This is a genomic window from Micromonospora sp. NPDC047074 (assembly GCF_040643815.1).
Lineage (GTDB): Bacteria > Actinomycetota > Actinomycetes > Mycobacteriales > Micromonosporaceae > Micromonospora.
This window is the reverse complement of record NZ_JBEYVB010000001.1, coordinates 127,187-151,198: the sequence shown is the minus strand read 5'-3', so window position 1 is coordinate 151,198 and position 24,012 is coordinate 127,187. Positions and strand designations below refer to the sequence as shown.

At 73.6% G+C, this 24,012-nt stretch carries 23 protein-coding genes; 6 read left to right on the top strand and 17 right to left on the bottom strand.

The window, feature by feature from the left end:
* Window positions 1-162 precede the first annotated feature (162 nt).
* Window positions 163-3,867 carry a discoidin domain-containing protein gene (locus ABZ809_RS00755; RefSeq protein ID WP_357560227.1) on the top strand — a complete coding sequence of 1,235 codons (3,705 nt, stop codon included), beginning with the start codon at window positions 163-165 and terminating at the stop codon, window positions 3,865-3,867.
* Window positions 3,868-3,926: 59 nt separating this feature from the next.
* Here the strand turns inward: ABZ809_RS00755 and ABZ809_RS00750 are convergent, their stop codons facing one another.
* On the bottom strand, window positions 3,927-4,670 hold the full coding sequence (locus ABZ809_RS00750) for a crotonase/enoyl-CoA hydratase family protein (RefSeq protein WP_357560226.1): 744 nt from the start codon (window positions 4,668-4,670) through the stop codon (window positions 3,927-3,929).
* 42 nt (window positions 4,671-4,712) lie between these two features.
* A complete protein-coding gene (locus ABZ809_RS00745; protein WP_357560225.1) occupies window positions 4,713-5,630 on the bottom strand; it encodes an EamA family transporter in 918 nt (305 codons plus the stop codon).
* 188 nt (window positions 5,631-5,818) lie between these two features.
* Here ABZ809_RS00745 and ABZ809_RS00740 point away from each other — a divergent pair, with 188 nt between their 5' ends.
* Window positions 5,819-6,670, top strand: coding sequence for a Rieske 2Fe-2S domain-containing protein (locus ABZ809_RS00740; RefSeq protein WP_357560224.1), 852 nt, complete (start codon window positions 5,819-5,821; stop codon window positions 6,668-6,670).
* Between the two features lie 38 nt (window positions 6,671-6,708).
* Here the strand turns inward: ABZ809_RS00740 and ABZ809_RS00735 are convergent, their stop codons facing one another.
* The 12 genes from ABZ809_RS00735 to ABZ809_RS00680 form a co-directional block, all read right to left on the bottom strand.
* Window positions 6,709-7,800 carry a LysM domain-containing protein gene (locus ABZ809_RS00735; protein ID WP_357560223.1) on the bottom strand — a complete coding sequence of 364 codons (1,092 nt, stop codon included), beginning with the start codon at window positions 7,798-7,800 and terminating at the stop codon, window positions 6,709-6,711.
* A 14-nt stretch (window positions 7,801-7,814) separates the two neighbouring features.
* On the bottom strand, window positions 7,815-8,264 hold the full coding sequence (locus tag ABZ809_RS00730; RefSeq protein ID WP_357560222.1) for a hypothetical protein: 450 nt from the start codon (window positions 8,262-8,264) through the stop codon (window positions 7,815-7,817).
* Entirely contained in the window at window positions 8,261-8,740 is a 480-nt protein-coding gene (locus ABZ809_RS00725; protein ID WP_357560221.1) for a TadE/TadG family type IV pilus assembly protein, read from the bottom strand. Before ABZ809_RS00725 ends, ABZ809_RS00730 begins: the two co-directional genes overlap by 4 nt.
* Window positions 8,725-9,153: a TadE family protein gene (locus tag ABZ809_RS00720; RefSeq protein WP_357560797.1), complete on the bottom strand. Its 429-nt coding sequence runs from the start codon at window positions 9,151-9,153 to the stop codon at window positions 8,725-8,727. The genes ABZ809_RS00725 and ABZ809_RS00720 overlap by 16 nt, the downstream gene beginning before the upstream one ends.
* Window positions 9,154-9,249: 96 nt before the next feature.
* A complete protein-coding gene (locus ABZ809_RS00715) occupies window positions 9,250-9,453 on the bottom strand; it encodes a hypothetical protein (RefSeq protein WP_357560220.1) in 204 nt (67 codons plus the stop codon).
* A 25-nt stretch (window positions 9,454-9,478) separates the two neighbouring features.
* Window positions 9,479-10,345: a type II secretion system F family protein gene (locus ABZ809_RS00710; protein ID WP_357560796.1), complete on the bottom strand. Its 867-nt coding sequence runs from the start codon at window positions 10,343-10,345 to the stop codon at window positions 9,479-9,481.
* 64 nt (window positions 10,346-10,409) lie between these two features.
* The gene (locus ABZ809_RS00705; RefSeq protein ID WP_357560219.1) at window positions 10,410-11,354 is read right to left on the bottom strand and encodes a type II secretion system F family protein; all 945 of its coding nucleotides are present in this window, start codon (window positions 11,352-11,354) and stop codon (window positions 10,410-10,412) included.
* Window positions 11,315-12,853, bottom strand: coding sequence for an ATPase, T2SS/T4P/T4SS family (locus ABZ809_RS00700; RefSeq protein ID WP_357560218.1), 1,539 nt, complete (start codon window positions 12,851-12,853; stop codon window positions 11,315-11,317). Before ABZ809_RS00700 ends, ABZ809_RS00705 begins: the two co-directional genes overlap by 40 nt.
* A complete protein-coding gene (locus tag ABZ809_RS00695; RefSeq protein ID WP_357560217.1) occupies window positions 12,843-13,643 on the bottom strand; it encodes a ParA family protein in 801 nt (266 codons plus the stop codon). The genes ABZ809_RS00700 and ABZ809_RS00695 overlap by 11 nt, the downstream gene beginning before the upstream one ends.
* 2 nt (window positions 13,644-13,645) lie before the next feature.
* The gene (locus ABZ809_RS00690; RefSeq protein WP_357560216.1) at window positions 13,646-14,302 is read right to left on the bottom strand and encodes an SAF domain-containing protein; all 657 of its coding nucleotides are present in this window, start codon (window positions 14,300-14,302) and stop codon (window positions 13,646-13,648) included.
* A gap of 114 nt (window positions 14,303-14,416) precedes the next feature.
* A complete protein-coding gene (locus ABZ809_RS00685; RefSeq protein ID WP_357560795.1) occupies window positions 14,417-15,289 on the bottom strand; it encodes a hypothetical protein in 873 nt (290 codons plus the stop codon).
* A 149-nt stretch (window positions 15,290-15,438) separates the two neighbouring features.
* Complete coding sequence (locus ABZ809_RS00680; RefSeq protein ID WP_357560215.1) at window positions 15,439-16,005, bottom strand: hypothetical protein; 567 nt, start codon at window positions 16,003-16,005, stop codon at window positions 15,439-15,441.
* 836 nt (window positions 16,006-16,841) lie between these two features.
* Between ABZ809_RS00680 and ABZ809_RS00675 the strand changes: the two genes are divergently transcribed.
* A complete protein-coding gene (locus tag ABZ809_RS00675; RefSeq protein WP_357560794.1) occupies window positions 16,842-17,597 on the top strand; it encodes an A24 family peptidase in 756 nt (251 codons plus the stop codon).
* 308 nt (window positions 17,598-17,905) lie between these two features.
* Here the strand turns inward: ABZ809_RS00675 and ABZ809_RS00670 are convergent, their stop codons facing one another.
* Complete coding sequence (locus ABZ809_RS00670) at window positions 17,906-18,544, bottom strand: phosphatase PAP2 family protein (RefSeq protein ID WP_357560214.1); 639 nt, start codon at window positions 18,542-18,544, stop codon at window positions 17,906-17,908.
* A 172-nt stretch (window positions 18,545-18,716) separates the two neighbouring features.
* Here ABZ809_RS00670 and ABZ809_RS00665 point away from each other — a divergent pair, with 172 nt between their 5' ends.
* On the top strand, window positions 18,717-21,107 hold the full coding sequence (locus ABZ809_RS00665; RefSeq protein ID WP_357560213.1) for a glycosyl hydrolase family 65 protein: 2,391 nt from the start codon (window positions 18,717-18,719) through the stop codon (window positions 21,105-21,107).
* A gap of 76 nt (window positions 21,108-21,183) precedes the next feature.
* Window positions 21,184-21,675: a GNAT family N-acetyltransferase gene (locus ABZ809_RS00660; RefSeq protein WP_357560212.1), complete on the top strand. Its 492-nt coding sequence runs from the start codon at window positions 21,184-21,186 to the stop codon at window positions 21,673-21,675.
* Here the strand turns inward: ABZ809_RS00660 and ABZ809_RS00655 are convergent.
* Both ABZ809_RS00655 and ABZ809_RS00650 read right to left on the bottom strand, forming a co-directional pair.
* Entirely contained in the window at window positions 21,619-22,125 is a 507-nt protein-coding gene (locus ABZ809_RS00655) for a hypothetical protein (protein WP_357560211.1), read from the bottom strand. The genes ABZ809_RS00660 and ABZ809_RS00655 overlap by 57 nt on opposite strands.
* 128 nt (window positions 22,126-22,253) lie before the next feature.
* Entirely contained in the window at window positions 22,254-22,871 is a 618-nt protein-coding gene (locus ABZ809_RS00650; protein WP_357560210.1) for a TetR/AcrR family transcriptional regulator, read from the bottom strand.
* Window positions 22,872-22,990: 119 nt separating this feature from the next.
* On the opposite strand from ABZ809_RS00650, the gene ABZ809_RS00645 reads away from it, so the two are divergent.
* The gene (locus ABZ809_RS00645; protein ID WP_357560209.1) at window positions 22,991-23,851 is read left to right on the top strand and encodes an SDR family oxidoreductase; all 861 of its coding nucleotides are present in this window, start codon (window positions 22,991-22,993) and stop codon (window positions 23,849-23,851) included.
* Window positions 23,852-24,012: the final 161 nt, after the last annotated feature.

Here is a 24,012-nt window from a genome sequence, read left to right as displayed (position 1 = left end):
GGGCGGGGGCACCCCGGCACGGGCGGCCCGGCGCAGCGTGGCCCGGTCCGACTGATCCGTCCCGCACCTCCCCCACCCTGTCGCGGCACGGCGGGCGTACCCCTGCACCCGTAGCCGGGCAACGCACCCACACCCCACCCCCGAAAGAGGTGTAGCCACCCCATGTCCAGAAACGGCACCAGACAGGGCAGTCCGCCGATCGGCGCGCCCGATCCCGCCCCACGGTCGACCCGGTCGGCGCGGCGGCCGGCCCACCGGCGGCTGCTCGCCGGCGTGCTCGCCGGGCTGCTCCTCACCGCCGTTCCCGCCGTGACCCCGGCGGCCGCCGCACCGGCGGCGGACCCGTCGGCGGCTGCCGCCCGCGCGGCCCTGCTCGCCGGGCTCGCCGCCACCATGAGCGCCAGCAGCCACAACCAGAACTACGTGGCGAGCAACGCGAACGACGGCAACGCGGCCACCTACTGGGAGAGCGCCAACAACGCGTTCCCGCAGTGGATCCAGGCCGACCTCGGCGCCACCGTCACCGTCGACCGGGTGGTGCTCAAACTGCCGCCGACGTCGGACTGGCAGACCCGCACCCAGACGCTGTCGGTGCTCGGCTCCACCAACGGCTCGTCGTTCACCACCCTGAAGGCATCCGGCACCTACACCTTCAACCCGGCCACCGGCAACACCGCGACCGTCAGCTTCACCGCGGCCAGCACCCGGTACGTGCGGGTGCAGGTCACCGGCAACACCGGCTGGCCGGCCGGCCAGTTCTCCGAGGTCGAGGTCTACGGCGCCGCCGGCAACCCGGACACCCAGGCCCCCAGCGTCCCCGGGAACCTGGCGTACACCCAGCCCGCCAGTGGGCAGATCCGGCTCACCTGGTCCGCGTCCACCGACAACGTCGGCGTGACCGGCTACGACGTGTACGCCAACGGCGGGCTGCGCGGCAGCGTCAACGGTTCCACGCTGACGTACACCGACAGCCAGCCGGACAGCGCCACGGTCTCCTACTACGTCCGGGCCAAGGACGCGGCCGGCAACCAGTCGGCGAACAGCAACACCGTGACCCGGACCGGCACCGGCAACCCGCCGGTCGGCAGCAACCTGGCGGTCGGCAAGCCGATCGCCGCCTCCGGGCACGTGCACACGTTCGTGGCGACAAACGCCAACGACAACAACGTGGCCACCTACTGGGAGGGCAACGGCAACCCGAGCACGCTGACCGTGCAGCTCGGCGCCAACGCCAGCCTCAGCCAGGTCGTGCTGAAGCTGAACCCCGACTCGGCGTGGGGGGCGCGTACGCAGAACATCACCGTGCTCGGCCGGGACCAGGGCTCCTCGACCTTCACCACGCTGGTCGGCGCGGCGAACTACGGCTTCAACCCGGCCAGCGGCAACACGGTGACCATCCCGGTCTCCGGCGCGGCGGCCGACGTGCGGCTCTCGATCGCCTCGAACACCGGTGCCCCGGCCGGTCAGGTCGCCGAGTTCCAGGTCATCGGCACCCCCGCGCCGAATCCCGACCTGACCGTGACCGGCATGTCGTTCAGCCCGTCCGCGCCCGTGGAGACGAGCGCCGTCACGCTCTCGGCCACCGTGCGCAACGCCGGCACGGCGGCCTCCGGCGCCACCAACGTCAACTTCTACCTGGGCACCAACCGGGTCGGCACCGCGTCGGTCGGTGGCCTGGCGGCCGGCGCGTCGACCACGGTCTCGGCGAACATCGGCACCCGGGACGCGGGCAGCTACCCGCTCAGCGCGAAGGTCGACGAGTCGAACACCGTCGTCGAGCAGGACGACACCAACAACAGCTACACCAACCCGAGCCCGCTGGTGGTCAGCCCGGTCGCCAGCTCCGACCTGGTCGCCTCGGCGGTCGCCTGGTCGCCGGGCAACCCGGCGGCCGGCAGCACGGTCAGCTTCTCGGTGTCGATCCGTAACGCCGGCAGCGTGGCGTCGGCCTCCGGCGCGCACGGCATCACGCTCACCGTGCTCAACGAGGCGGGCACGGCCGTGCGTACCCTGACCGGCTCGTACTCCGGGGTGATCAACGCCGGGGCCACCGTGGGCCCGGTCAACCTGGGCACCTGGACCGCCGCGAACGGCCGGTACACCGTCCGGGTGGTGCTCGCCGCCGACGGCAACGAGCTGCCGGTCAAGCAGGGCAACAACACCAGCGAGCGCCCGCTCTTCGTGGGGCGCGGCGCCAACATGCCGTACGACATGTACGAGGCCGAGGACGGCGTGGTCGGCGGCGGCGCCAGCGTCGTCGGGCCGAACCGGACCGTCGGCGACCTCGCCGGTGAGGCGTCCGGCCGGCGGGCGGTGACCCTCAACTCGACCGGCAGCTACGTCGAGTGGACCACCCGGGCCAGCACCAACACGCTCGTCACCCGCTTCTCCATCCCCGACGCCCCGGGCGGGGGCGGCATCAACTCGACGCTGAACGTCTACGTCAACGGCACGTTCCACAAGGCCATCGACCTGACGTCCCGGTACGCCTGGCTCTACGGCAACGAGGCCAGCCCGGGCAACTCGCCGAGTGCGGGCGGACCGCGGCACATCTACGACGAGGCCAACGTCATGCTCAACTCGACCGTGCCGGCGGGTAGCAGGATCCGCCTGCAGAAGGACCCGGCCAACACCACCACGTACGCGATCGACTTCATGAACACCGAGCAGGTCTCGCCGATCGCCAACCCGGACCCGGCGCGCTACGCCACGCCGACCGGCTTCACCCACCAGGATGTGCAGAACGCCCTGGACCGGGTGCGGATGGACGCCACCGGCAACCTCGTCGGGGTGTACCTGCCCGCCGGCAGCTACTCCACGGCGTCGAAGTTCCAGGTGTACGGCAAGGCGGTGAAGGTGACCGGCGCCGGGCCCTGGTACACCCGGTTCAACGCCCCGTCCGGCCAGGACAACACCGACATCGGCTTCCGGGCCGAGAACTCGGCGGCCGGATCGTCCTTCGCGAACTTTGCCTACTTCGGCAACTACACCTCGCGGATCGACGGGCCGGGCAAGGTGTTCGACTTCTCCAACGTGTCGAACATCGTGATCGACAACATCTGGAACGAGCACATGGTGTGCCTCTACTGGGGCGCGAACACCGACTACATGACGATCAAGAACTCCCGGATCCGGAACATGTTCGCCGACGGCATCAACATGACCAACGGGAGCACCAACAACCTGGTCAGCAACAACGACGCCCGGGCCACCGGCGACGACAGCTTCGCGCTGTTCTCGGCGATCGACGCGGGCGGCGCCGACATGAAGGACAACGTCTACGAGAACCTGACCTCGACGCTGACCTGGCGGGCCGCCGGCGTCGCCGTCTACGGCGGCTACGGCAACACGTTCCGCAACATCTACATCGCGGACACGCTCGTCTACTCCGGCATCACCATCAGCTCGCTCGACTTCGGCTACCCGATGAACGGCTTCGGCGCCGACCCGCCCACCCGGTTCGAGAACATCTCGATCGTCCGGGCCGGCGGGCACTTCTGGGGCGCGCAGACCTTCCCGGCGATCTGGGTCTTCTCCGCCTCGAAGGTGTTCCAGGGCATCCGGGTCAGCGACGTCGACATCGTCGACCCGACCTACAGCGGCATCATGTTCCAGACCAACTACGTCGGCGGGCAGCCGCAGTTCCCCGTCACCGACACGGTCTTCACCAACGTCTCCATCAGCGGAGCCCGCAAGAGCGGAGACGCGTACGACGCGAAGTCCGGCTTCGGCATCTGGGCCAACCCGATGCCGGAGGCGGGACAGGGGCCGGCCGTCGGGTCGGTCACCTTCAACAACCTGCGGCTGAGCAACAACGCGGTGGACATCCAGAACACCACCTCGACGTTCACCATCAACCGCAACTGACCCACCTTGTGTAAGGAAGGGCCCCTTCCTAACGCTATGCGTTAGGAAGGGGCCCTTCCTTACCTCTCGCCGGCGGCGAAGCGGGCCGCCCCGGCCAGCGCGTTGGCGGCCAGCGACTCCATCCCGTACGCCAACTCCACCTCCAGCGCCGCCGGCTCCGGCAGGCCGGCCCCAGCGAGCACGGCGGCCCGGTCGTTGCGCAGGCAGGTCTGCGGATGCCGGGCGATCTCGGCCGCCAGCCGCTCGGCCGCCGCCCGGGACTCACCCGGCGCGACCAGCCGGTTCACCAGCCCCATGGCGTACGCCTCCTCGGCCGGCACCGGCCGCCCCGTGAGGATCAGGTCCATCGCCCGGCTCTCGCCGATCAGCCGGGGCAGCCGGACCGTGCCCCCGTCGATCAGCGGCACCCCCCAGCGCCGGCAGAACACCCCGAGCACCGCGTCGGCCTCGGCCACCCGCAGGTCGCACCAGAGCGCCAGCTCCAGCCCGCCGGCCACCGCGTGACCGGAGATCGCGGCGATCACCGGCTTGCTGAGTGTCATCCGGGTCGGACCCATCGGGCCGTCGCCCTGCGCCTCGACCCGGTTGCCGCTCGGGGTGCCGATGGCCTTCAGGTCGGCCCCGGCACAGAACGTGCCGCCGGCACCCCAGAGCACGGCCACCGCCGCCTCCGGGTCGGCCTCGAAGGCGCGGAACGCGTCGGCCAGCGCCCGTGCCGTCGGCCCGTCGACCGCGTTGCGGGCCGCCGGCCGGTCCAGGATCACCGTGGTCACCGCCGCGGCGCGTTCGACGCGTACCCCCATCGGGACAGCATCCCCCCGAGGGCGCCGGCGGCGCCAGTGGCGTCAGAGCCGGTCGGGCCGCTGCGGGCGGACCAGGGTGGCGCCCAGCGCCGCGCCGACCACGCAGGCCACCCCGGCCGCCTGCGACCAGGCCAGCACCTCGCCCAGCAGGACGAGCCCGACGAGCGCGCCGATCGCCGGCTCCAGGCTGAGCAGGATCGCGAAGACCCGGGCGGGCATCCGGCGGAGCGCGGCCAGCTCCGCCGAGTACGGCAGCACCGACGACAGCAGCGCCACCGCGGCACCCAGCGCGAGGGTCCACGGGTCGAGCAGCGCCGTGCCGCTACCGGCGACCCCGAACGGCAGCACGGCCAGCGCGGCGACCGCCATGCCCAGCGCGAGACCCCGGCTGCCCGGCACCCGGGCGCTGACCGCCTTGCCCAGCAGCACGTAGCCGGCCCAGCCGACCGCGATGGCGACGCAGAACAGCAGCCCCAGCCGGTCCACCCCGGTGCCGCCGAGCCCGCTGAGCAGCAGCACCCCGCCGCCGGCCAGCGCCGCCCACGCCACGTCGGCGAGCCGGCGGCTGCCGGCGAGCGAGACCAGCAGCGGACCGGCGAAACCGATGGTGACCGCGACGCCGAGCGGCACCCGTTCCAGGGCCGCGTAGAAGGCGAGGTTCATCATCGCCAGGGTCAGCCCGAACGCCCCGACCAGGCCGGCGGTACGCCAGCCCAGGCGCAGCCCTGGCCGGGCCAGCACCAGCAGGATGAGTGCGGCGAAGCCGAGCCGCAGCGTGGTCGTACCGCCGGCGCTGGTGTTGCCGAACAGTTGCTTGGCGACGGCCGCCCCGACCTGGGTGGACAGCATGCCCAGCAGCATCAGCAGCGGCGGCGGCACGGCTTCGGGCCGGCCGAGCGCGACGATCAGCCGGGGCGCCGGTCGGCCGGCCGGCACGGGGCTGGAGGAGAGTGCGTACACCCGGAACACACTGGCCGCACGCGGCGCTGCCCGCGACCGGATTTCCATGCCCGCCCGTCCTCTCCGGACGCCGCCCAGCCGCCGCCGGGCGCGTCCGGTTCGGGGCCGGCACGGCCCTCGTCACGTGCCGCTGCGGATCCGTCACCGGCGACCGGTTTGCGGTCGCTCCTGCCGGGAAGTCGGTACGGGTGCGAGCACTACTGACGAAGATCGAGCAGGCGTCCGGCCTGGACAGGGTCGGCGACCGGTTGCAGCGTGCCGTCCAGGCCACCCTCCGCCCGCGGCGGGTCCGCGACCTGCTGCACGGCGTCTGGCTGGGCCATCCGCTGCACCCGGCGCTCGTGCAGGTGCCGGTCGGCGCGTGGCTCAGCACGGCGGTGCTGGACCTGAGGCCGGGGCAGCGCCGGGCCGCCGCGACCCTGTGCGCCGTCGGCACGGTCAGTGCGCTGCCCGCCGCGATCGCCGGGCTCAACGACTGGGCGGCCCTCGCCCGCGACCAGCGCCGGGTCGGCCTGGTGCACGCCGCCGCCAACGGCGTCGGCCTGACGTTCTACGCCGGCTCGGTCGCCGCCCGGATGGCCGGCCGGCACAACCTCGGCCGTACGCTCGGCTTCCTCGGGCTCGGCGCCGCCGGCATGGGGGCGTACCTCGGCGGGCACCTGGCGTACAAGCAGGGTGCGCAGGTCAACCAGAGCATCTCCGAGCTGCACCGGATGAGCGACGGCTGGCACGCGCTGGCGGACATGTCCGCCCTGCCGCAGCGGAAGCTGATCACCCGGGAGGTCGACGACGTCTCGGTGATCCTCTACCGGCACGGCGACGACGTCACCGTCATGCTTGAGCGCTGCCCGCACCAGAGCGGCCCGCTGGGCAAGGGCGAGGTGCAGGAGATCGACGGGCACGCGTGCGTGGTCTGCCCGTGGCACGGCAGCGCGTTCCGGCTCAACGGCGGCGAGGTCGTGCACGGGCCGTCCGGCAACGACCAGCAGACCCTGCCGACCCGGGTCGTCAACGGCGTCCTGGAGACCCGGCTGCCCTGATCGGCCCCCGCCGGTTCGCCGAGCTTCCCGGCCGCAGGTCAGGGACGCCGGTGGCGGCCGATCGGGATGTCGCCGGCCGGCACCTGGGTCGGGCGGCGGCGCAGGCCCAGGACCGCGCCGATCTGCGCGCCGACGATGCTGGCCACCGCCAGGACGGCGGAGACCGCGAGCGGTCGGTTCACCCGGTCGGGCTCGCCGGCCCGGGCGGCTCCCACCGTCACCGTCGGGGTGTCGCCGCCACCCGCGTCCGTTCGTGGCGGGGCCGGAGCCTCGGTCGCCGGTGACGGTGACGCGTTTCGACCGGGCGTAGCCTGCTCCGGCGCGGTCGGCTTCGGCGCCGCCTGCTCCGGCGTGGGCTGTGTCGGCGCGGCCCGCTCCGGCGCGGGTGCGGGGGCCGGGCGGCCGGGCGCGGGCGGGGCCGGGCGCGCGACGAGGCGGCCGGTCGCGTGCCGCCGGGCACCCTGGTCATCGGCCTGTGAGGGCAGCTTCAGCAGTTGGCCCGGGTGGATCCGGTCGGGGTCGCCGAGTCGGTTCAGCTTCGCCAGCTCCCGGTAGTCGGCGAACTCGTCCAGGTAGCGCTCGGCCACGGTGCCGAGGTGATCGCCCCGGGCCACCCGGTAGACCGCCACCCCGTCGTCGGCGGCGGCCGGAATGGGGGCGGGCCGGGCGGCGGAGGCCAGGCTGGTCGTCGGCGTGGCCGTCGCCGGCAGGGCGTACGGGCCGGTGACCGTCGCCGCCGCGCTCGCCGCCGGGCTGGCCGCCAGGATCAGCGCGACCGAACCGACGAGTGCGGCGGCGGCCCGCTGCTGACGGCTCATCCCCGGCAGCCGGGGCGCCGGCCGGCGCAGCGCCTGCGCGCAGAGTTCCACCAGCACGGAGAAGGCGAAAGTCGCCCAGCCGAACCAGCCGGCCAGCGCCAGCGCCCGCAGGAAGAGCCGCCCGTCGTCGCGGCTGGTCAGCGTCGCGCCGATCTCCGCGACGGTGGGCAGGTGGTCGGGCAGCGGGTTGCCGGCGAGGGCGAGCAGCGCCACGGGCGCGCCGACCAGCACCGCGCAGAGCACGACGAGCGCGCCGAACCCGGTCAGGATGTGTCCGACCCGCCGTACGGCGGAACGCCCCGATGCGGCCATGGCTGCCTTCCTTCCTACGGTGCCCCGGTGAGCGGCCGCGCGGTCGCCTCGCCGGAGACGGTGACGGTCTCGTCGAAGCCGAACAGGCCGAGCATGGATCTGTGGTGGGTGACGGTGACGCGTACCCGGACCCGGGTCTCCCCGTCGACGACCGGAAAGCTGACGGTGTGGCCGGTGGCGCCGGCCGCGGCGAGGTAGGCGGCGACGGCCCGGCGCGCCTGGGGGCGGTTGATCCGGGTCGGCCCGCCCGCGATGGCGGTGGCCCGGTCGATGGCCTGGCCGCCGGCACGGGCGGCCTCGGCCGCGAGGTTGTCGGCGCGCTGCAACGTGCGTAGCTGACCCGCGCCGTCGAAGGCCATGCCGATGACGGCGAGGACGCCGACCATGGCCACGGCGAGGAAGACGCTCACGCGGCCCTCGTCCCGCCCGCCGCGCCGCCCCGGCCCGCCCTGGTCGCCGCTCATCCCCGGCTCCGGTAGCGGTCCAGCGGCGAGGTGAAGCTCGCCGACACCCGGCTGCCGGCGGGCATTCCCGGCAGGGCGGACAGGCGCAGGTCCCGGTAGGACACGGTGCAGGCGATCCGGACGGTGACCGAGGCGTCCCGGCCGGCCGGGCTGCGGAAGGCCGCGTCGAAGCTGGTCGGGGTGCCGCGCACCGCGCCGCTGAAGGTCACCTCCGGGGTGCCGGTGCACTCCAGGCCGCGCCAGTCGAGCTGCCGGCGGGCCGCGTCCCGGGCCGCCGCGCGGGCGGTACGGGCGTCCCGGGAGATCGAGGCTGCGCGGGCGGCGTCGTGGGCGGCGGCGTCGATGGCCTCGGCCGCCACGGCGGTACGCCCGGCGACGCCGGCCAGCACGATCAGCGCTATGAAGGCCGGGGCGAGGACCGCCACCTCGATCGAGACCGAGCCCCGCTCGGCGGTACGGCTCACGGCGTGGTCCACCGTTCCACCGTCCCGTGGGCGGTCTGGCGCACCGGGAAGCTGACCCCGGGGACGACCGAGAGGGAGCGCCCGCGCACCGTGCAGGTCACCTCGGTCGTGCTGCTCTCGCAGCTCGGGCCGGGCTTGTCCCAGTCGACGAGCCAGCCGCCGGCGGCCCGGAGGAAGCGGGTGGCCCGGGCCTCGCCGGCCCCGGGCGGCGCCTGGTACAGCCGTTGCGCGTTGACCGCGCTCTGCGCGGCGTTCAGCGCGGTGGAACGGGCGACGAACCAGGCCGCGGTCTGGATCGAGGCGAAGAGCAGCAGCAGGATCGCCGGCATCGCCACCGCCAACTCGACCGGGTTGGCCCCCCGGTCGGCGCCGCCGGCCGCCAGCCGCCGGGCCACGGCCAGCCAGGGACGGCGGGCGGCGGCCATGCCGCAGCGAACGGCGGCTGGTGCGGGCGGCCGGGCGGGGCACCGGGCGACGGCCCGGCGCCCCGGCGAGGAGTCTGCGCGGCTCACGGACCAGGGCTACTTCGGGTCCTGGTGCTTCGGGATGTTGCTCATCCAGTCGTTGGCCGCGCCGAGGGCGGCGGCGGTGACCGCCATCGCGACGGCGACCAGGCCGAAGATGATCACGGCGGTGGGTACGGGGCTGTCGCCCCGCTCGCCGTCCCTCCGTAGCTCGGCGAGGCGCGTCCTCAGCACGACGTGCAGGTAGTTGATGACGGACATGGGTGCTCCTTCTGTCGGGGACGGATCACAGGCGGGCGATGAACGGATAGACGGCGAAGCCGAGCAGGACGAAGACGAGCAACGCCCCGGGGATGTCGAGACGGCTGGTCACCCCCTCGGCCCGGGCCAGGTTGTCGGTGCGGATCTGGTCGCGCAGCGAGTCGGCACGGCTGCGCAGGGTCTCGTGCACCTGCGCGCCCTCGCTGCCGGAGGAGCGCATGATCGCCCCGACGTCGCCGAGTTCCGGGATGCCGATGCGTTCGGAGAGGTCGCGCAGCTCGTCCCAGGGCGAGTGCATCTGCATCTGGGCGATCCGTAGGGCCTCCGAGATGCGGTCGAAGACCCAGCCGTCGCAGACCGCCGCCGCCCGTTCCAGCGACTGCACCGGCCCGTGGGCGGCGGAGAGCTGTAACGCGACCAGGTCGAGGTAGGTGCAGATCGCCTGCCGGAACTCGTCGCGGGCCTTGTCCGCCCGGTCGAGCACCGACCGGTGCGCGATCAGGGCGCAGAGCAGTGCCAGCCCGAGGCTCCCGAGCACGGGTACGACCACCGGAAGCCGCACGCCGACGGTGAACAGGGTGGCGCTGAGCAGCGTCGGCGCGGCGAGCCCGACCAGCGCGGAGAGCAACATCGACCACGCGTACTGCTCGGGGCTCTGGTCGATGAGGGCGAGCTGCCGGTGCGGTGGCCGCAGCCAGCGGGACAGGTCGGTGAGCCACTCCAGCCGCCGGCCGGCGGAGGCGGCGAGTTGCCCGCCCGGCGGCTGGTGCAGCCGACGCAGCGCGGGCCCGAGCGCCGGGGTGGCCGGCACCAGCTCGCGGATCACCAGGAACGCGCCCAGCCCGACGGCCGCCCCGCCGCAGACCGCGACCGCGAGCTGCCAGTTGAGGATGACCACACTCACGGGGCTGGCCTTTCGTTCGCGACTGCGGGGCTCGCAAGCTCACTCCTCGCGCTCACGCCAGCACCTCCTGCGGGTCGGGGGACGGCAGGAAGCGCGCGGGTCGGCGGGGCTGGCTCATCGACCGCACCCAGGCCAGCAGGCCGACGAAGGCCGCACCGAGCGTGGCCATCACGAGCTGCCCGAAGGGCGTGCCGTACGGGCTGATGTACTCGGTGTTGAGCAGCCCGTACGCGACCGTGGCGAGGGTCATCCCGGTGAGGAAGCGAACCGCGAACCGGGGCTGGGTGCGCTTCGCCTCGATCTCCCGGCGGGTGGCCACCTCGGCCGCCGCCGCCCCGGCGATCGAGCCGAGCACGTCGCCGAGGCGTTCGCCCCGGTCGGTCACGTGCAGGATCAGCGCCGCCACCACCTGGTCGCAGACCGGATCACCGATCTCGTCGGCGAAGGCGAGCAGCGCGGAGCGGGCCAGCCAGCCGGCCTGGAGGCGGGCGGCGAGCAGCCGTACCTCCTCCTGGATCTCGTCGGGGGCGGTGGCGACCGTCCCGATGATCGTCTGCTGGAGGCCCTGGCCGGTGGCCGAGACGTCCTTGAGCCGGCGGGTCCACTCGCCGACCGCCTCGATCCGCGCGATGGCCCGCTGTTCGGCCCTGCCGACGGAGAACAGCCACGGGGTACCGGGGACGGCCACCGCGACCAGCAGACCGACCACCGGCAGGCCGGTGACCAGGAACGCCAGCGCGCCCGCGACCAGGGCGCCGACCAGCAGGGCCTGGTGGGCCCGCTGCTCGCGGGCGGTGGCGCCCGAGCCCTTCCACAACCGGTCGAGCCCTCGGCCCGCGCCGGGCCTGCCGGGAGGACGGCGGGTGCCGACCAGCGCGACGACCGCCAGCAGCAGCCCGGCCACGCAGGCGGCCCCCGAGGCCACCGCGATGAGTTCGACGTTGTCCAGCACCCGTGTCACCGCCGCCCGAGGCGGGTCTGCCGGGGCCGCCGCCACGCGCCGGCGCCGGCCTCGATCCACCGGCTGAGCAGCCGGGCGTCGTAGCCGACCCGGAGGAGCTGGGCGCGGATCCGCTCCGGCAGGTGCCGGGGTACGGCCCGGCCGTCCGGCCCGGGACCGAACACCTGGGTGGTGATGATTCTGCTGCCGTCACCGACCCCGATCACCTCCTCGACGTGCGAGACGAAGCGGTGCTTGCGCCCGCCGATCGCGGTCTCGTCCTCGACGGTGACGTAGACGATCAGGTCGAGCGCGTTGCCGGCCATCCGGCGGGCCTGGTCGACGGTCATCTCCCGGCCGTGCGCGAGCGCCAGCTCGATGATCCGTTCGCTCACCCCGGCGGGCGTACGCGCGTGGATGGTGCACATGGAGCCGCGGCTCGTGGTCATGGCCTGGAGCATCGGGACGATCTCCCGGGACCGGACCTCGCCGACGATGATCCGCAGCACGCCCATCCGCAGCGAGACCGGGATCAGGTCGGCGATGCTCACCTCACCGGCCGGGCGGCCGTCCGGCCCACGTTCGCCGTGCCCCTCCCGGGCCTCGAAACTCATCACCGCCCGGTGCTTGAGCCGGCGGCGTGCCGGCAGCAGCTCCCGGCTCTCCTCCAGCAGCACGTACGGCTCGTCGGCCGGGATCTCGTCCATCAGTGCCCGGATGACGGTGGTCTTCCCGGCCCCGGCGAGGCCGGCGACCATGATGTTCAGCCCGGCGCGCAGGGAGGCGCGGAGGAAGTCGCGCACCAGCGGGTCGATCATCTCGTCCAGGTCGCCCCGGCCGCCGGCCAGGTCGTCGAGGCTGACGTCGAGCGTGTTGTGCTTGCGGATCACCGCGTACGGCCGGTGGCTGACCAGGAACACCGCGGCGAGCCGGCTGCCGTCGGGCAGTTGCAGGTCGAGCGTCGGCTTGGAGGTCGACAGCGACCGCTCGGTGGCCCCGGCCCGGCGGGCCGCCGCCTGGAGGATCTCCACCAGCTCGTCGTCGCTGTCGGCGATTGGCTCCACCCAGTCGACCCCGCCGCCGTGCCGGGTGACGCGGACCTGGTCGCAGCCGAGGATGTGCACCTCCTCGATGGTGTCGTCGACCAGCAGCGTCTGGAGGCGGCCGAGCCCGGCCAGCTCGGCGGTCACCTGGTCGAGCAGGAGCCGCTCCTCGCCGGCCGCCATCGGGGTGCCGGCCCGACGTACCGCGTCGGCGTACTCGGCCACCACCGTCACCGCGAGCCGGGCGCGCTCGGTGTCCTCCTCGTCGACGGTGAACTCCCGGCCGCGCTGCCACAGGGCGAGCCGCTCGCTGAGTTCCCGGCGCAGCTCGCGTACCACCTGGAAGTCGACCCGTGGGTGGGGCGGCGGCTCCGGTCGCGGCCCGTCGGCCACCGGTACCGGCGGCAGAGCCGCATGGTGGTGCCGACCGTTGGGCGGGGCCAGCGGCGGCGCGGTGGAGGTCGCGCCGGGCGGCTGCCGGCGCGGGTCGGCGGAGACCGGCTCAAACCGCATCCGACGCTCCCTGCGACACGGGCCAGGCCAGTCGGGCGCGCCTGCGGTCCAGAAGCGCCCCGACCGGCACCTCCAGGGCCCCGGCCGCGCGCATCAGCGGCCGACCGGCCCGCACGGTGCCGCCCAGGCCGAGCACGTCCGCCGTACGCGGGTCGTCCGGCAACCGGGCGATCACCGGAAGCCGCAGCGCCTTGCTGACCTCGCCGCTGCCGTGGCCGTCGCCCACCAGCAGCAGCCGCAGGGTGCCCGGCGGCACCCGGTGCTCGGCGAAGTCCCGCTCGATCGCCTTCGCCGCGGCCCGGGCACCGGAGAGGTCCGGCAGTCGGGCCCGGCTGACCAGCAGCACCATCGAGGCGGCCCGCAGGATCGGCCACGGCGGGCCGACGACGTGCAGCCGGCCACAGTCCACGACCACGTCGTACGGGGGTTCGCCGCCGTCGAGGCTGCCGAAGAAGTCGGCGAACCGCTGCCAGAGGGGGGTGACGCTGCCGGCCTGGGCGGGGTCGACGACGCCGGGCAGCAGCAGTCGTTCCCGCTTCGGCGCGTCCAGGTCCACCAGTTGCGACCAGAAGGCCGCCTCCAGATTGCCGGCGCGCAACTCGCCGACCGCCAACTCGCCGATGCCCCGGGGCCCGTCGAGCGCACCGCCCAGGTAGCCGGCGAGAATCGACCCGCCGGCCGGGTCGCACTCGGCGAGCACCAGCCGCCGGTGCCAGGTCAGGGCACAGGCCAGGGCGGAGGTGGTGACGCCCGGGGAGCCCTTCGCCGACACCAGCGCGATGATCGCCATGCTCAGGCCGCCTCGGTCAGCACGACGGCGAGCCGCTCCTGACTGGACAACGCGACCACGGCCGGCACGTCCCGGACGGCGAGCGCCAGGTAGACCACCACCTCGTCATCGTCGTCGGAGGTGACGGCGTCGATGACGGTCGCCTCGAACCGGGCGGCGGCACCCGCCGGGCCGTCGTCGTCGGCCGGCGTGCTCACCAGCAGGATCTTGTCGCCGGGATGCAGCCTGCGGGCGGGCACCTCGGCGGGGTCCAGGCCCAGCGCGAGCTGCTGCTGGCCGGGCCCGAGCAGCGGGTCGTCGGTGAGCTGGGCCATGGTCAGCAGCGTGCCGGGGGTCAGCGATACGGCGGCCCGCTTGCCGACCACCTCGTCGAGCCGCCCGGCGGGCACCGGCGACAGCCCCTGGCCGCCGGCCACCTGCACCGGGACCAGGTCGTCGGCGCTGATCTGCCGGCCGACCTCGACCGCCCGGGCCACGGCCAGATAACTTCCGGTGGCGCGGACGGAGGTGACCGCGAACGCCGCCCCCAGGCCGCCGAGGGCGATCAGCAGTACGGCCAGGCCGAGCAGCCCGGGCCGCATCCGGCGTTGCCGGACCACCCTGGGCGGGGCGACCGGCGCGTCCACCGGCCCGGTTCCGTTCCGGGTCGCCACACTCACCGCGACATCTCCGTTCGCGACTGCGGGGCTCGCAAGACCGGCTCACTCCTCGCGCTCACCGTGACATCTCCGTTCGCGACTGCGGGGCTCGCAAACCCGGCTCACTCCTCGCGCTCACTGGGCCACCACCTGTAGTTCGTTGATCCGGACCGGGATCGTCCCCGTGGTCCGGGTTTGGGGGATGACGCCGCTCTCGCCGCCGCCCCACCAGGTCACCGTCCAGTGCGTTCTGGCCCATACCTGGTAGTCGCCGGCCTTCGGGTAGCCGCTGTCGTAACCGCAGTCGGGGGAGGGCCTGCCGGCGCGCGGGCCGCTGGCCGTGTACCGGGTGCCGGCGCCATCGCAGGTGACCTTGCTGCCGTTGCCCATGTCCCAGACGATCCGGTCGAACCTGGCCTCGATCCGCACGGTCAGGCCCCGATCGGTCTCGGACGCCTCCTGGGTCGGCCCGAAGTACTTCGGATCGTCGCTCTGGGCCCACATCCAGACCGGCAGCCCGACCAGGCCGGGACCGTTGCTGCGGCGCGGAGCGACCGCGATCCGGGGTGTCGCGATGGTGATCTTGGCGAGTGCCCGGCGGGCGAGTTCCTCCGGGTCGGGTGGCGCGCCGAAGCCGGGCGGCGGGCTGTCGAGCAGCACGTTGGTGTCGCTGCCGAGTTCGCCGCCATTGCAGGTGCGCGTGTACCACTGTTTGCCCTCGGGGGCCTCGGGCTGCGGTTGGGCGAGCTTGTAGTAGCAGCCGTCTTCGTTGTTGAACCAGCCGAGGAACTCGTCGTAGCACTTGACGGTGCGGCCGTTCCACTGGCACTTGCCGCCGCCCCCGCCGCCACCAGGGTCGCCGCCACCGCCGTCGTCCCCGCCGCCCGGGTTTCCGGGGGTGCCGGGATCGTCGTCCCAGACGCTGCAGTCGCTCTGCCCCGGCGGACACTCCGCGCCGGGGCCCGCGCGTCCCGCGCCGACCGCGGGCACGGCCGCCCCGAACGCCAGCAGCAGGACCAGTGCGGCGCCCACGAGCGACCGCCGGGCCGTCCCGGCCCCGACGCCGTCGCCAGTACGCTGGCGAGGCACCCCGGCGGTACGGCTGCTCACCCCAGGCCCGGTCGGTGCGACGGTCGACGTGTCCCGTGCCGTCCGGGTCAGCACGGCAGGTCCTCGTGGGCGGCACCGGCGCTGATCAGCCAGCGGCCGTCCGGGTAGCGGGTGGCGGTGGCGGTGGCCAGGTGCCGCGTTCCGCCGGTGCCGGGCACGACCCGCCGGTCCCTGGCGTAAACCAGCCGGTAGCCCGTGGCGTCCAGGCAGTCCTGGATCTCGACGGCGGGCGGACTCGAATCCAGACTCACCGAGGTCACCGTGGGGTCGGAGACCAACCTGCCGGTACGCACAGCGCCATGCTCCTTCGCCTCGCGGATGGACACCCGGACCCGGGTCAGCAGCGGATCGGCGAGATATCGGGACAATGCCGGGTGGTGCGGGTCGCTGCGTCCGCTCGCCGTACGGGACGCGGCCAGATATCCGGCGTACGCGGCCAGCGCCGCCTGCTTCGCCGCCTGCTCGTCGGCAGGCCGGTGGGTGGGGCTCGGGGCGCTGTCAGCGGTCGTGGCCCGAGTGTTCGTACCGGGCTCGGTGCCGCAGGCGGAAGCCGAGCCGGCCGCCGCGATGACGAGCAGGCAGATCGCCCCTCGGCTGAACCGCCATCTGCGCACGTCGTGCCTCCTCGGTGGCCACCCGGCGGCCGCCGTGGCAGCCTCCGGGCATGCGACGGCGCGACCGGACGGTGTTGTCCGACCCTGTCGAAGAGCGTCGTCGCATTTGCCGTTGTGGATCTCTAAATATCAACCATCCCGTGTCGCCGTGCTTTTCGTCGGGGGGTTGCACCGCACCCAAGGGGCGAGCATAGGCTGACGTCCGCCGATGCAACAGTGGCAATTCATCTGAACACTCTGGGTAGTGATTGGTGGTGGCAGCGGGTGGTCGCGCCTGGTCTGGACGGGCCGTGCGGGGGTGATGGGCGAGCTGGCCGGGGATGTGGTGGTGTGCGAAGTGCGCCGGCCGGGCAGGCTTCCGTCGCGACGTCCGGCACGTGTCCCGGTCGTGGCGACAGGTCCGATCCGTCCCCTGTCTGGATGGGGCGCAAATGTGTCCGATCGGGATTCCCGCCTATGTGGGTGCGCAATTCCCATGTACGTTGCCGCGATTTCCGCGGAAGCGTCGCGGGCCGCTCGGGCGGCTACGAAGAGCGATCAGAGAAAACACTCTCCGTAGCCAGGCCTGGCCTTCAGTTCGGGGGGCGATCGTGGCGCTGACCGAGAAGCCGGTGGGGATGCCGGCGCGGGGCGAGTGCCGCCCACAGACGGCGGAGCCGATCGAGCCGGCCGAGATGGCGGAGCCGCCTGTGCCGGTGGAGCCGGTCCTTCCGTCGGTGGTGGAGCCCGCTCCTCCGTCGGTGGTGGAGCCGGCTCCTTCGCCGGTGGTGGAGCCCGCTCCTTCGTTGGTGGTGGAGCCGCTTCTCCGGCCGGTGGCCGAGTCGGTCCTTCCGCCGGTGGCGGTGGCGCCGCCCGCACCGCTGGTCGCCTCGCGAGGGGCGCGGCTGCTGGCCGTTCTCGCGCTCGCACCGGTGCTCCGGCTCGCAGTGCTTCGGTACGCCGTACCGCCGGGGGTGGCGACCCGGACCGGGTGCGACGCGTGCGGCGCCCCGATCGGGCTGGCCAGCCCCTGGCCGGCGCTGAGCCCGGCGGCCCGGTGCGGGCGCTGCCGAACGCGCGTCGGCCCGCCGCCCGGCACGGTGGAACTCGCCGTCGCGGCGGCGCTCGGGGTGCTGGTGCTGATCGGGACACCCGCCGTTGTGCTGGCCGCCACCGCCTGGTGGCTCGGCTGGGCGATTCCGCTGGTCTTCGTCGACGCGGCCGTGCACCGGCTGCCCGACCGGCTCACCTGGCCGGCCGCGGCCGGGACCTGGCTGCTGCTCGGTACGGCCGCCCTTGCCGGTGCCGGCTCGGAGCCGTGGCTGCGCGCGACCGGGGCCGGCATCGCCCTGGCACTCTTCTTCGCCACCACCACACTGCTGCTCGGCCGGCGCGGGTTCGGCCTCGGCGACGCCAAGTTGGCGCTCGGCGCCGGTGCCCTGCTGGGCTGGTACGGCTGGGTCGTCCCGGTGGCCGGTCTGGTGATCGCCCTGATGCTCTCCGGGTTGGTCGGCATCGTGCTCCTGATCACCCGTCGCGTCGGCTGGCGCAGTGACCTTCCCTTCGGCCCCTTCCTGGCCTTAGCCACCCTCGCCACCCTCCTCTTGATCTGACCCCCGCTTCCGTCCCCGCTCCTTGCGTCCCCACCCTCCGTGCTCCTGCCCCGCCCCCGCCTCGCGCCCCCACCCCGCCCACCCCGCCCCACCCCACCCCACCCCACCCCGCGATCTTGCACTTCTGGCCCATTCACTCGCGATCTTGCACTTTGGGCCCTTGAAATGTGAGTTTGGGCCGTTTTGTCAGGGCACATTGTGCAAGATCGCGGGCGACGGGGCGACGGGGCGACGGGGCGACGGGGCGACGGGGCGACGGGGCGACGGGGCGACGGGGCGACGGGGCGACGGGGCGACGGGCGGGGTGGTCAGCGGGGGGAGGTCGGGGTGGCGGGGTTGCGGGTGGGGTGTTCGGTGGGGTGGGTGTGGCGGGTCAGCAGGCGGGCGACGGCGCGGGCGAGCAGCGGGGTGAGCAGCGCGGCGACCAGCGCCCCGAGCAGGACGCCAGCGACCACGTCGTGCGGGTAGTGCACGCCGACGAAGGTGCGGGAGAACGCGGCCAGTGCCGCCAGCGGCAACGCGACCAGGCCGACCCGGCGGGACAGCAGCAGGGTCGCCACCGCCAGCCCGCCCGCGATCGTCGAGTGGTTGCTGGGGAACGACCAGTCGCCCGTCGGCGGACACTCGCCCGCGACGATGGCGAGTTCGGTGACGACCACCCGGCACGGACGCTCCTGGTCCACCACGGTCTTCAGCAACTCGCTCAGCCCGTACGCGAGCACCACCGGCAGCGGCGACACCAGGGCGTACGCCCGGTCGAGCGGCCCGCCTCGGAGCCGGGACACGGCCGCGACCAGCCACAGTGCCCCGAGCAGCAGGATCGCGCCCTCGGTGAAGTGCTCGGCGAACCACTGCAGCGGTTGCGGGGTGTCGGCGGCGAAGTCGACGATGTCCTGGTACCACTCGACACTGATCTCGGGCACACCCGGCGCGTCCGCATCAATCATGTTTCACCTCACCCATCGTTCATACCGTGTTTACCTCGCAGACAACCCTGGAACACCTGGAAGTCGGACGCAGTGTGCGTTGGTCGGGTGGCGACCCTGACTTTTGTCTCAGCGACCTCTCAGGCCGGTCTGCTTGGATTGGCCGGGTAAGTCGGACTTTTCTGGAGGCGCCGTGCAGGACACCCCGACCCCCGACCGGCTGCCGACCGGGGGGACCGTGGGGGAGGACGAGGCCTGGCGGATCCGGCGTACGGAGGCCGACCTGAACCGCCTCGCCGAGACCGAATCGATCTTCGCGTTGAGCAACGGCTGGGTCGGCTGGCGCGGCAACCTGGACGAGGGCACGCCCTACGGCATGCCCGGCAGCTACCTCAACGGCTTCCACGAACGGCGTGAGCTGACCTACCCCGAGGACGGGTACGCCTTCCCGCAGCTCAGCGACACGGTCGTCAGCGCCCCGAACGCCGCCCTGATCCGCCTGTGGGTCGACGGCGAGCCGCTGGACGTGCGCACCGGCACCCTGCGTACGCACGAGCGGGTGCTCGATCTGCGCGCCGGAGTTGTCGAGCGGCACACCGAGTGGGTGTCACCGGGTGGGCACGGCGTCCGCGTCCGCAGCACCCGGCTGGTCTCGCTGTCGCGGCACGCGGTGGCCGCCGTCCGGTGGGCCGTCGAGCCGCTGGACGGCGCGGTCGAGGTGCGGGTCTGCGCCGACCTGCTCGCCAACGAGCGGGTGCCCGAGCGCTCCGACGACCCCCGCGCCGCCTCGGTGATCACCGACCCCCTGACCGCCGAGCACCGCCACTCCGACGGGCACGACGGCGTCCTCGTCCACCGCACCGAGCGCAGCGGCCAGCGGGTCGCCGTGGCCGTCGCACACGAGCTGGCGATCCCGGACGGCTTCGGCAGCGGCGTCGACTGCACCCCGGACCGGCTGCGCCTCACGCTGACCGGGACGCTGCCCGCCGGCGAGCGACTCCAGGTGACCAGGTTCGCCGCGTACGAGTGCGACCTGGTCGACGCCGCGCCCCCGGACGAGCTGGCCCGCCTCGTCGTCGGCGAGGCCGGCGCGGCCCGCGCGGAGGGCTTCGAGGCCCTGCTCGCCGACCAGCGCGCGGTGCTGGACGCCGCCTGGCAGACCGCCGACGTGCAGCTCGACGGCGACCCCGAGCTCCAGCAGGCCATCCGCTTCTCGGTGTTCCACCTGCTCCAGGCGGGCCGGCCGGACGGCGACCGGACCATCCCGGCGAAAGGGCTCACCGGCAACGGCTACGACGGGCACGTGCTCTGGGACACCGAGGGCTACGTGCTGCCCGTGCTGACCTACCTCGCCCCGCAGGTGGCCCGGTCGGCGCTGCGCTGGCGGCACGCCCACCTGCCGGAGGCCCGCGAACGCGCGGCGGAACTGCGGCTGGCCGGAGCGACCTTCCCCTGGCGGACCATCGGCGGGCGGGAGTGCTCCGGCTACTGGCCGGCCGGCACCGCCGGCCTGCACGTCAACGCCGACATCGCCGACGCGGTGCTGCGCTACGTCGCCGCCACGGGCGACGGGGAGTTCCTCCTCGACACCGGGCTGGAACTGCTGGTGGAGACGGCCCGGCTCTGGCACGGCTTCGGCCACTGGTCCGACACCGGCACCTTCCACCTGCACGGCGTGACGGGCCCGGACGAGTACGCCGCCCTGGTCGACGACAACCTCTTCACCAACCTGATGGCCCGGCGCAACCTGCAAGGCGCCGCCGACGCTGCCGAGCAGCATCCCGGGGCGGCGGCCCGGCTCGGCGTCGACGCGGCCGAGGTGTCGGCCTGGCGGGCCGCGGCGGACGCGGTCTTCATCCCGTACGACCGCAAGCGCGGCGTGCACCAGCAGGCGGCCGGCTTCACCGAGCAGCCGGAGTGGGACTTCGCGCACACCTCCGACGACGACTATCCGCTGCTGCTGCACTTCCCCTACCTGGAGCTGTACCGCAAGCAGGTGGTCAAGCAGGCCGACCTGGTGCTCGCCATGCAGCGCTGCCCGGGGGAGTTCACGGCCGACGAGAAGGCCCGCAACTTCGCCTACTACGAGGCGCGGACCGTCCGGGACTCGTCGCTGTCGGCGTCCCCGCAGGCCGTGCTCGCCGCCGAGGTCGGGCACCTCGACCTGGCGTACGACCTCTTCGCCGAGTCGGTGCTGCAGGACCTGGCCGACCTGGGCGACAAGACCGGCGACGGGCTGCACCTGGCGTCGCTGGCCGGGGCCTGGCTGGCGCTGGTGCAGGGCTTCGGCGGGATGCGCGACGACCGGGGGGTGCTCTCCTTCGACCCCCGGCTGCCGGCGGCGGTCGACCGGGTGGCCTTCGGCCTGCGCTGGCACGGCCACCGGCTGCTGGTCACCCTGACCCGGAACGAGGCCCGCTACGAGCTGCCGGATGCCGACCCCGGAACCGGGATCGAGGTGTGGCACCACGGCGAGCCGATCCGGGTCACCGGCGCGGGGCCGGTGACCCGGCCGATGCCCGAGGTGCCCGACCCGGGGCCGGAGCCGCCCGCCCCGCCCGGCCGCCGCCCCACCCACCGCTGAGGTGTAAGGAAGGGCCCCTTCCTATCGCGTACGCGATAGGAAGGGGCCCTTCCTTACACCTGGGTAGGGTGGCGCGGTGCTCGATCTCCAGCGGCTCGCCGCCCACCACGCCGCCGAGCTGCTGCGCTTCGAGCGGGAGAACCGGGAGTGGTTCGCGCGGTCGGTGCCGGACCGGGGCGACGCGTACTTCGCCGACTTCGACGCGCGGCACGCCGGCCTGCTCGCCGAACAGGCAACCGGGGCCTGCCACTTCCACGTCCTGGTCGACGCCGAGGGGGCGGTGCTGGGCAGGTTCAACCTGGTCGACGTCGCCGACGGCGAGGCCGAGCTGGGCTACCGGGTGGCCGAGCGGGCCGCCGGGCGCGGGGTGGCGACCGATGCCGTACGCCGCGTCGTCGTGCTGGCCCGTCAGGCGTACGGGCTGCGTCGGCTGACCGCCGAGACGACCCTGGACAACGCGGGCTCGCTCGCCGTGCTGCGGCGCACCGGGTTCACGCCCGTCGGCGCGGTGTCACTCGACGGGCGTCCCGGTCTGCGGCTCGTCCGCGAGTTGACGGCCGACGACTGACACGCCGGACATCCGCTGCCGGACGGCCTCCAGCGCCTCGAAGGCGTACGCCCAGTTGTGGCACTTGAAACTGCGCAGCCCCTCGATGGTGGTGCGGCAGTCGGAGCAGCGCACCCCGGCGATCGCGTCCGGGACCTCGGTGTTGACGTACCTGCGGTCGCCGAGGATGACCGTCGCGATCATCATCCGGTCGTGTACGCCGGAGAGCGCCGAGGAGACGATGTCGTACCAGTTCACCCGGCGACCGCACTTCGGGCAGTCCGGCTGGTCCCCGCTGACCCACAGTGGGGCGCCGATGCTGCGCAGCGGCATGCCGAGCAGCTTCTCGATCCGCCGCACGTCCGACTCGGGCGTGGTCCACCGGTGCTCGCCGGGCAGTGAGGCGGGGGAGTCGTAGACGGCGCGGAACAGGACCGGGTCGACCTCCACGGTCTCGCGCTGACTGGTCATCGGCGGTGCCTCCTCCACGGTCGGTGCCCCCACCGTCCGAGCAGGTGGCGGGCAGGCTCAACCGGATCAACGACAGCGCCCGCCGACCGCTACCCGGCGACTCTCACCGACCCGCGCCACCTCGGCGCCTACGGGTGGCGGGGGCGCAGGCCGCGCAGTGCGGCGTCCACCACCTGGTCGGCGTACCCGTGGGTCAGGGGGCCGGTGCGCTGGAGCCACCGGTTGAGGACCGGCCCGAACAGTATGTCGACGGCCACCTCCAGGTCGATGTCCTCAGCCAGTTGCCCCGCGCGCCGGGCGGCGCGCAGGCGCTCCTTCTTCAGCTCCCGCATGGGCCCGTCCAGCCGTTTCGTGTAGTCGGCGGCCAGGGCGGGATCGTGGACGATCTCGGTGTGCAGGGCGCGCATCGGCTGGTCGTAGCGCGGGTCGTTCAGCTCGTCGACGATGGCCCGCAGGACCAGCTTCAGGTCGGCCGCCAGGTCGCCGGTGTCGGGCAGGGCTGCCTGCTGGCCGTCCTGTCCGCCGTCGGTGGTGAGCGCGAGGAAGGCGTCGAACAGCAGGGCGCCCTTCGAGGGCCACCAGCGGTAGATCGTCTGCTTGCCGACGCCGGCGGCCGCGGCGATGCCCTCGATGCTCAGCTTCGCGTAGCCCACCTCCCCGACGAGGTCGAAGGCCGCGGCGAGGATGGCCCGCCGCGCCGTCTCGCTGCGGCGGCTGGAGTCGGGGGCGACCTTCGGCGTGGGCACGGGCGCACTCTAGCAAGAGATGAGACGAGACGGTCCGTCTTGACAAGAGGAGTTGATCGGGTAGTGTCGGCCACCTCGACAAGACGAGACGGTCCGTCTCGCCTGAGGAAGGGAACCTCATGGAAACCTCTGCCACATCGCGGGTCTGGTTCATCACCGGGGCCAGCCGCGGTCTCGGGCGTGCCTTCGCGGCGGCCGCACTCGCCGCCGGAGACCGGGTCGTCGGCGTGGCCCGGGACGTCTCGCCACTCGACGACCTCGCCGCCCGACACCCCGGCCGTCTGCTGGCGCTGCGCCTCGACGTCACGGACCGCCCCGCGGTCTTCGACGTCGTGGCCCGGGCGGTGCGGCACTTCGGCCGGCTCGACGTGGTCGTGAACAACGCCGGGGCGCTCTTCATGGGCATGGTCGAGGAGTTCACCGAGGCCGAGGCCCGCGCCCAACTGGACCTCAACTTCTTCGGCGCGCTCTGGGTCAGCCAGGCCGTCCTGCCGCACCTGCGGGCCCAGGGGGGCGGGCACATCGTGCAGGTCTCCAGCATCGGCGCGCTCGGCGGCTTCCCCAGCACGGGGCTCTACAGCGCGAGCAAGTTCGCGCTGGAGGGCATGAGCGAGGCGCTTGCCGCGGAGGCCGCCCGGTTCGGCGTCAAGGTCACCATCGTCCAGCCGGGCGGCTACTGGACGGATCTCTACACCAGCAGCACGGCGGCCACCCCGAACCCCGCCTACGACCCGCTGCGGGCGGAGCTGGAGCAGCAGTGGGCGGAGGGGTCGGTCGACAGCGAACCCCGGCTCGCCGCGGAGGCGCTGATGACGCTGGTCGCCAGTGACGATCCGCCGCTGCGGCTGCTGCTCGGCAGCATGGTCTACGACCTCGCCTTCGACATCTCGAAGCGACGCATGGACACCTGGGCCGGCTGGGAAGAGGTGAGTCGCGCCGCCGAGAAGGCGGTCCCGGCGCCGGGCACCGAGCCGACCTGACCGCCGGCCGTGTGGGCGGGGATGCGGGGAGACCGTCCCCATCCTCGGCCGTCCGGGGACGCCCTCCCGGTCGTGACGATCGCCATGCGGGCGGGGCCTCCACCGCCCCGGAAGAGTAGGGTCCGGTGGGCCGTCGTCCTGCGCGACCGCAGCCCGCGTGG

Excerpts from the sequence above, each read along its gene's own strand:
- ABZ809_RS00700 (WP_357560218.1), bottom strand. The coding sequence starts at position 12,853 with ATGCGGTTTGAGCCGGTCTCCGCCGACCCGCGCCGGCAGCCGCCCGGC.
- ABZ809_RS00735 (WP_357560223.1), bottom strand. The coding sequence starts at position 7,800 with ATGGCCGCATCGGGGCGTTCCGCCGTACGGCGGGTCGGACACATCCTG.
- ABZ809_RS00730 (WP_357560222.1), bottom strand. The coding sequence starts at position 8,264 with ATGAGCGGCGACCAGGGCGGGCCGGGGCGGCGCGGCGGGCGGGACGAG.
- ABZ809_RS00670 (WP_357560214.1), bottom strand. The coding sequence starts at position 18,544 with ATGATTGATGCGGACGCGCCGGGTGTGCCCGAGATCAGTGTCGAGTGG.
- ABZ809_RS00715 (WP_357560220.1), bottom strand. The coding sequence starts at position 9,453 with ATGTCCGTCATCAACTACCTGCACGTCGTGCTGAGGACGCGCCTCGCC.
- ABZ809_RS00695 (WP_357560217.1), bottom strand. The coding sequence starts at position 13,643 with ATGGCGATCATCGCGCTGGTGTCGGCGAAGGGCTCCCCGGGCGTCACC.
- ABZ809_RS00750 (WP_357560226.1), bottom strand. The coding sequence starts at position 4,670 with ATGGGGGTACGCGTCGAACGCGCCGCGGCGGTGACCACGGTGATCCTG.
- ABZ809_RS00645 (WP_357560209.1), top strand. The coding sequence starts at position 22,991 with ATGGAAACCTCTGCCACATCGCGGGTCTGGTTCATCACCGGGGCCAGC.
- ABZ809_RS00655 (WP_357560211.1), bottom strand. The coding sequence starts at position 22,125 with ATGACCAGTCAGCGCGAGACCGTGGAGGTCGACCCGGTCCTGTTCCGC.
- ABZ809_RS00755 (WP_357560227.1), top strand. The coding sequence starts at position 163 with ATGTCCAGAAACGGCACCAGACAGGGCAGTCCGCCGATCGGCGCGCCC.
- ABZ809_RS00720 (WP_357560797.1), bottom strand. The coding sequence starts at position 9,153 with ATGGCCGCCGCCCGCCGTCCCTGGCTGGCCGTGGCCCGGCGGCTGGCG.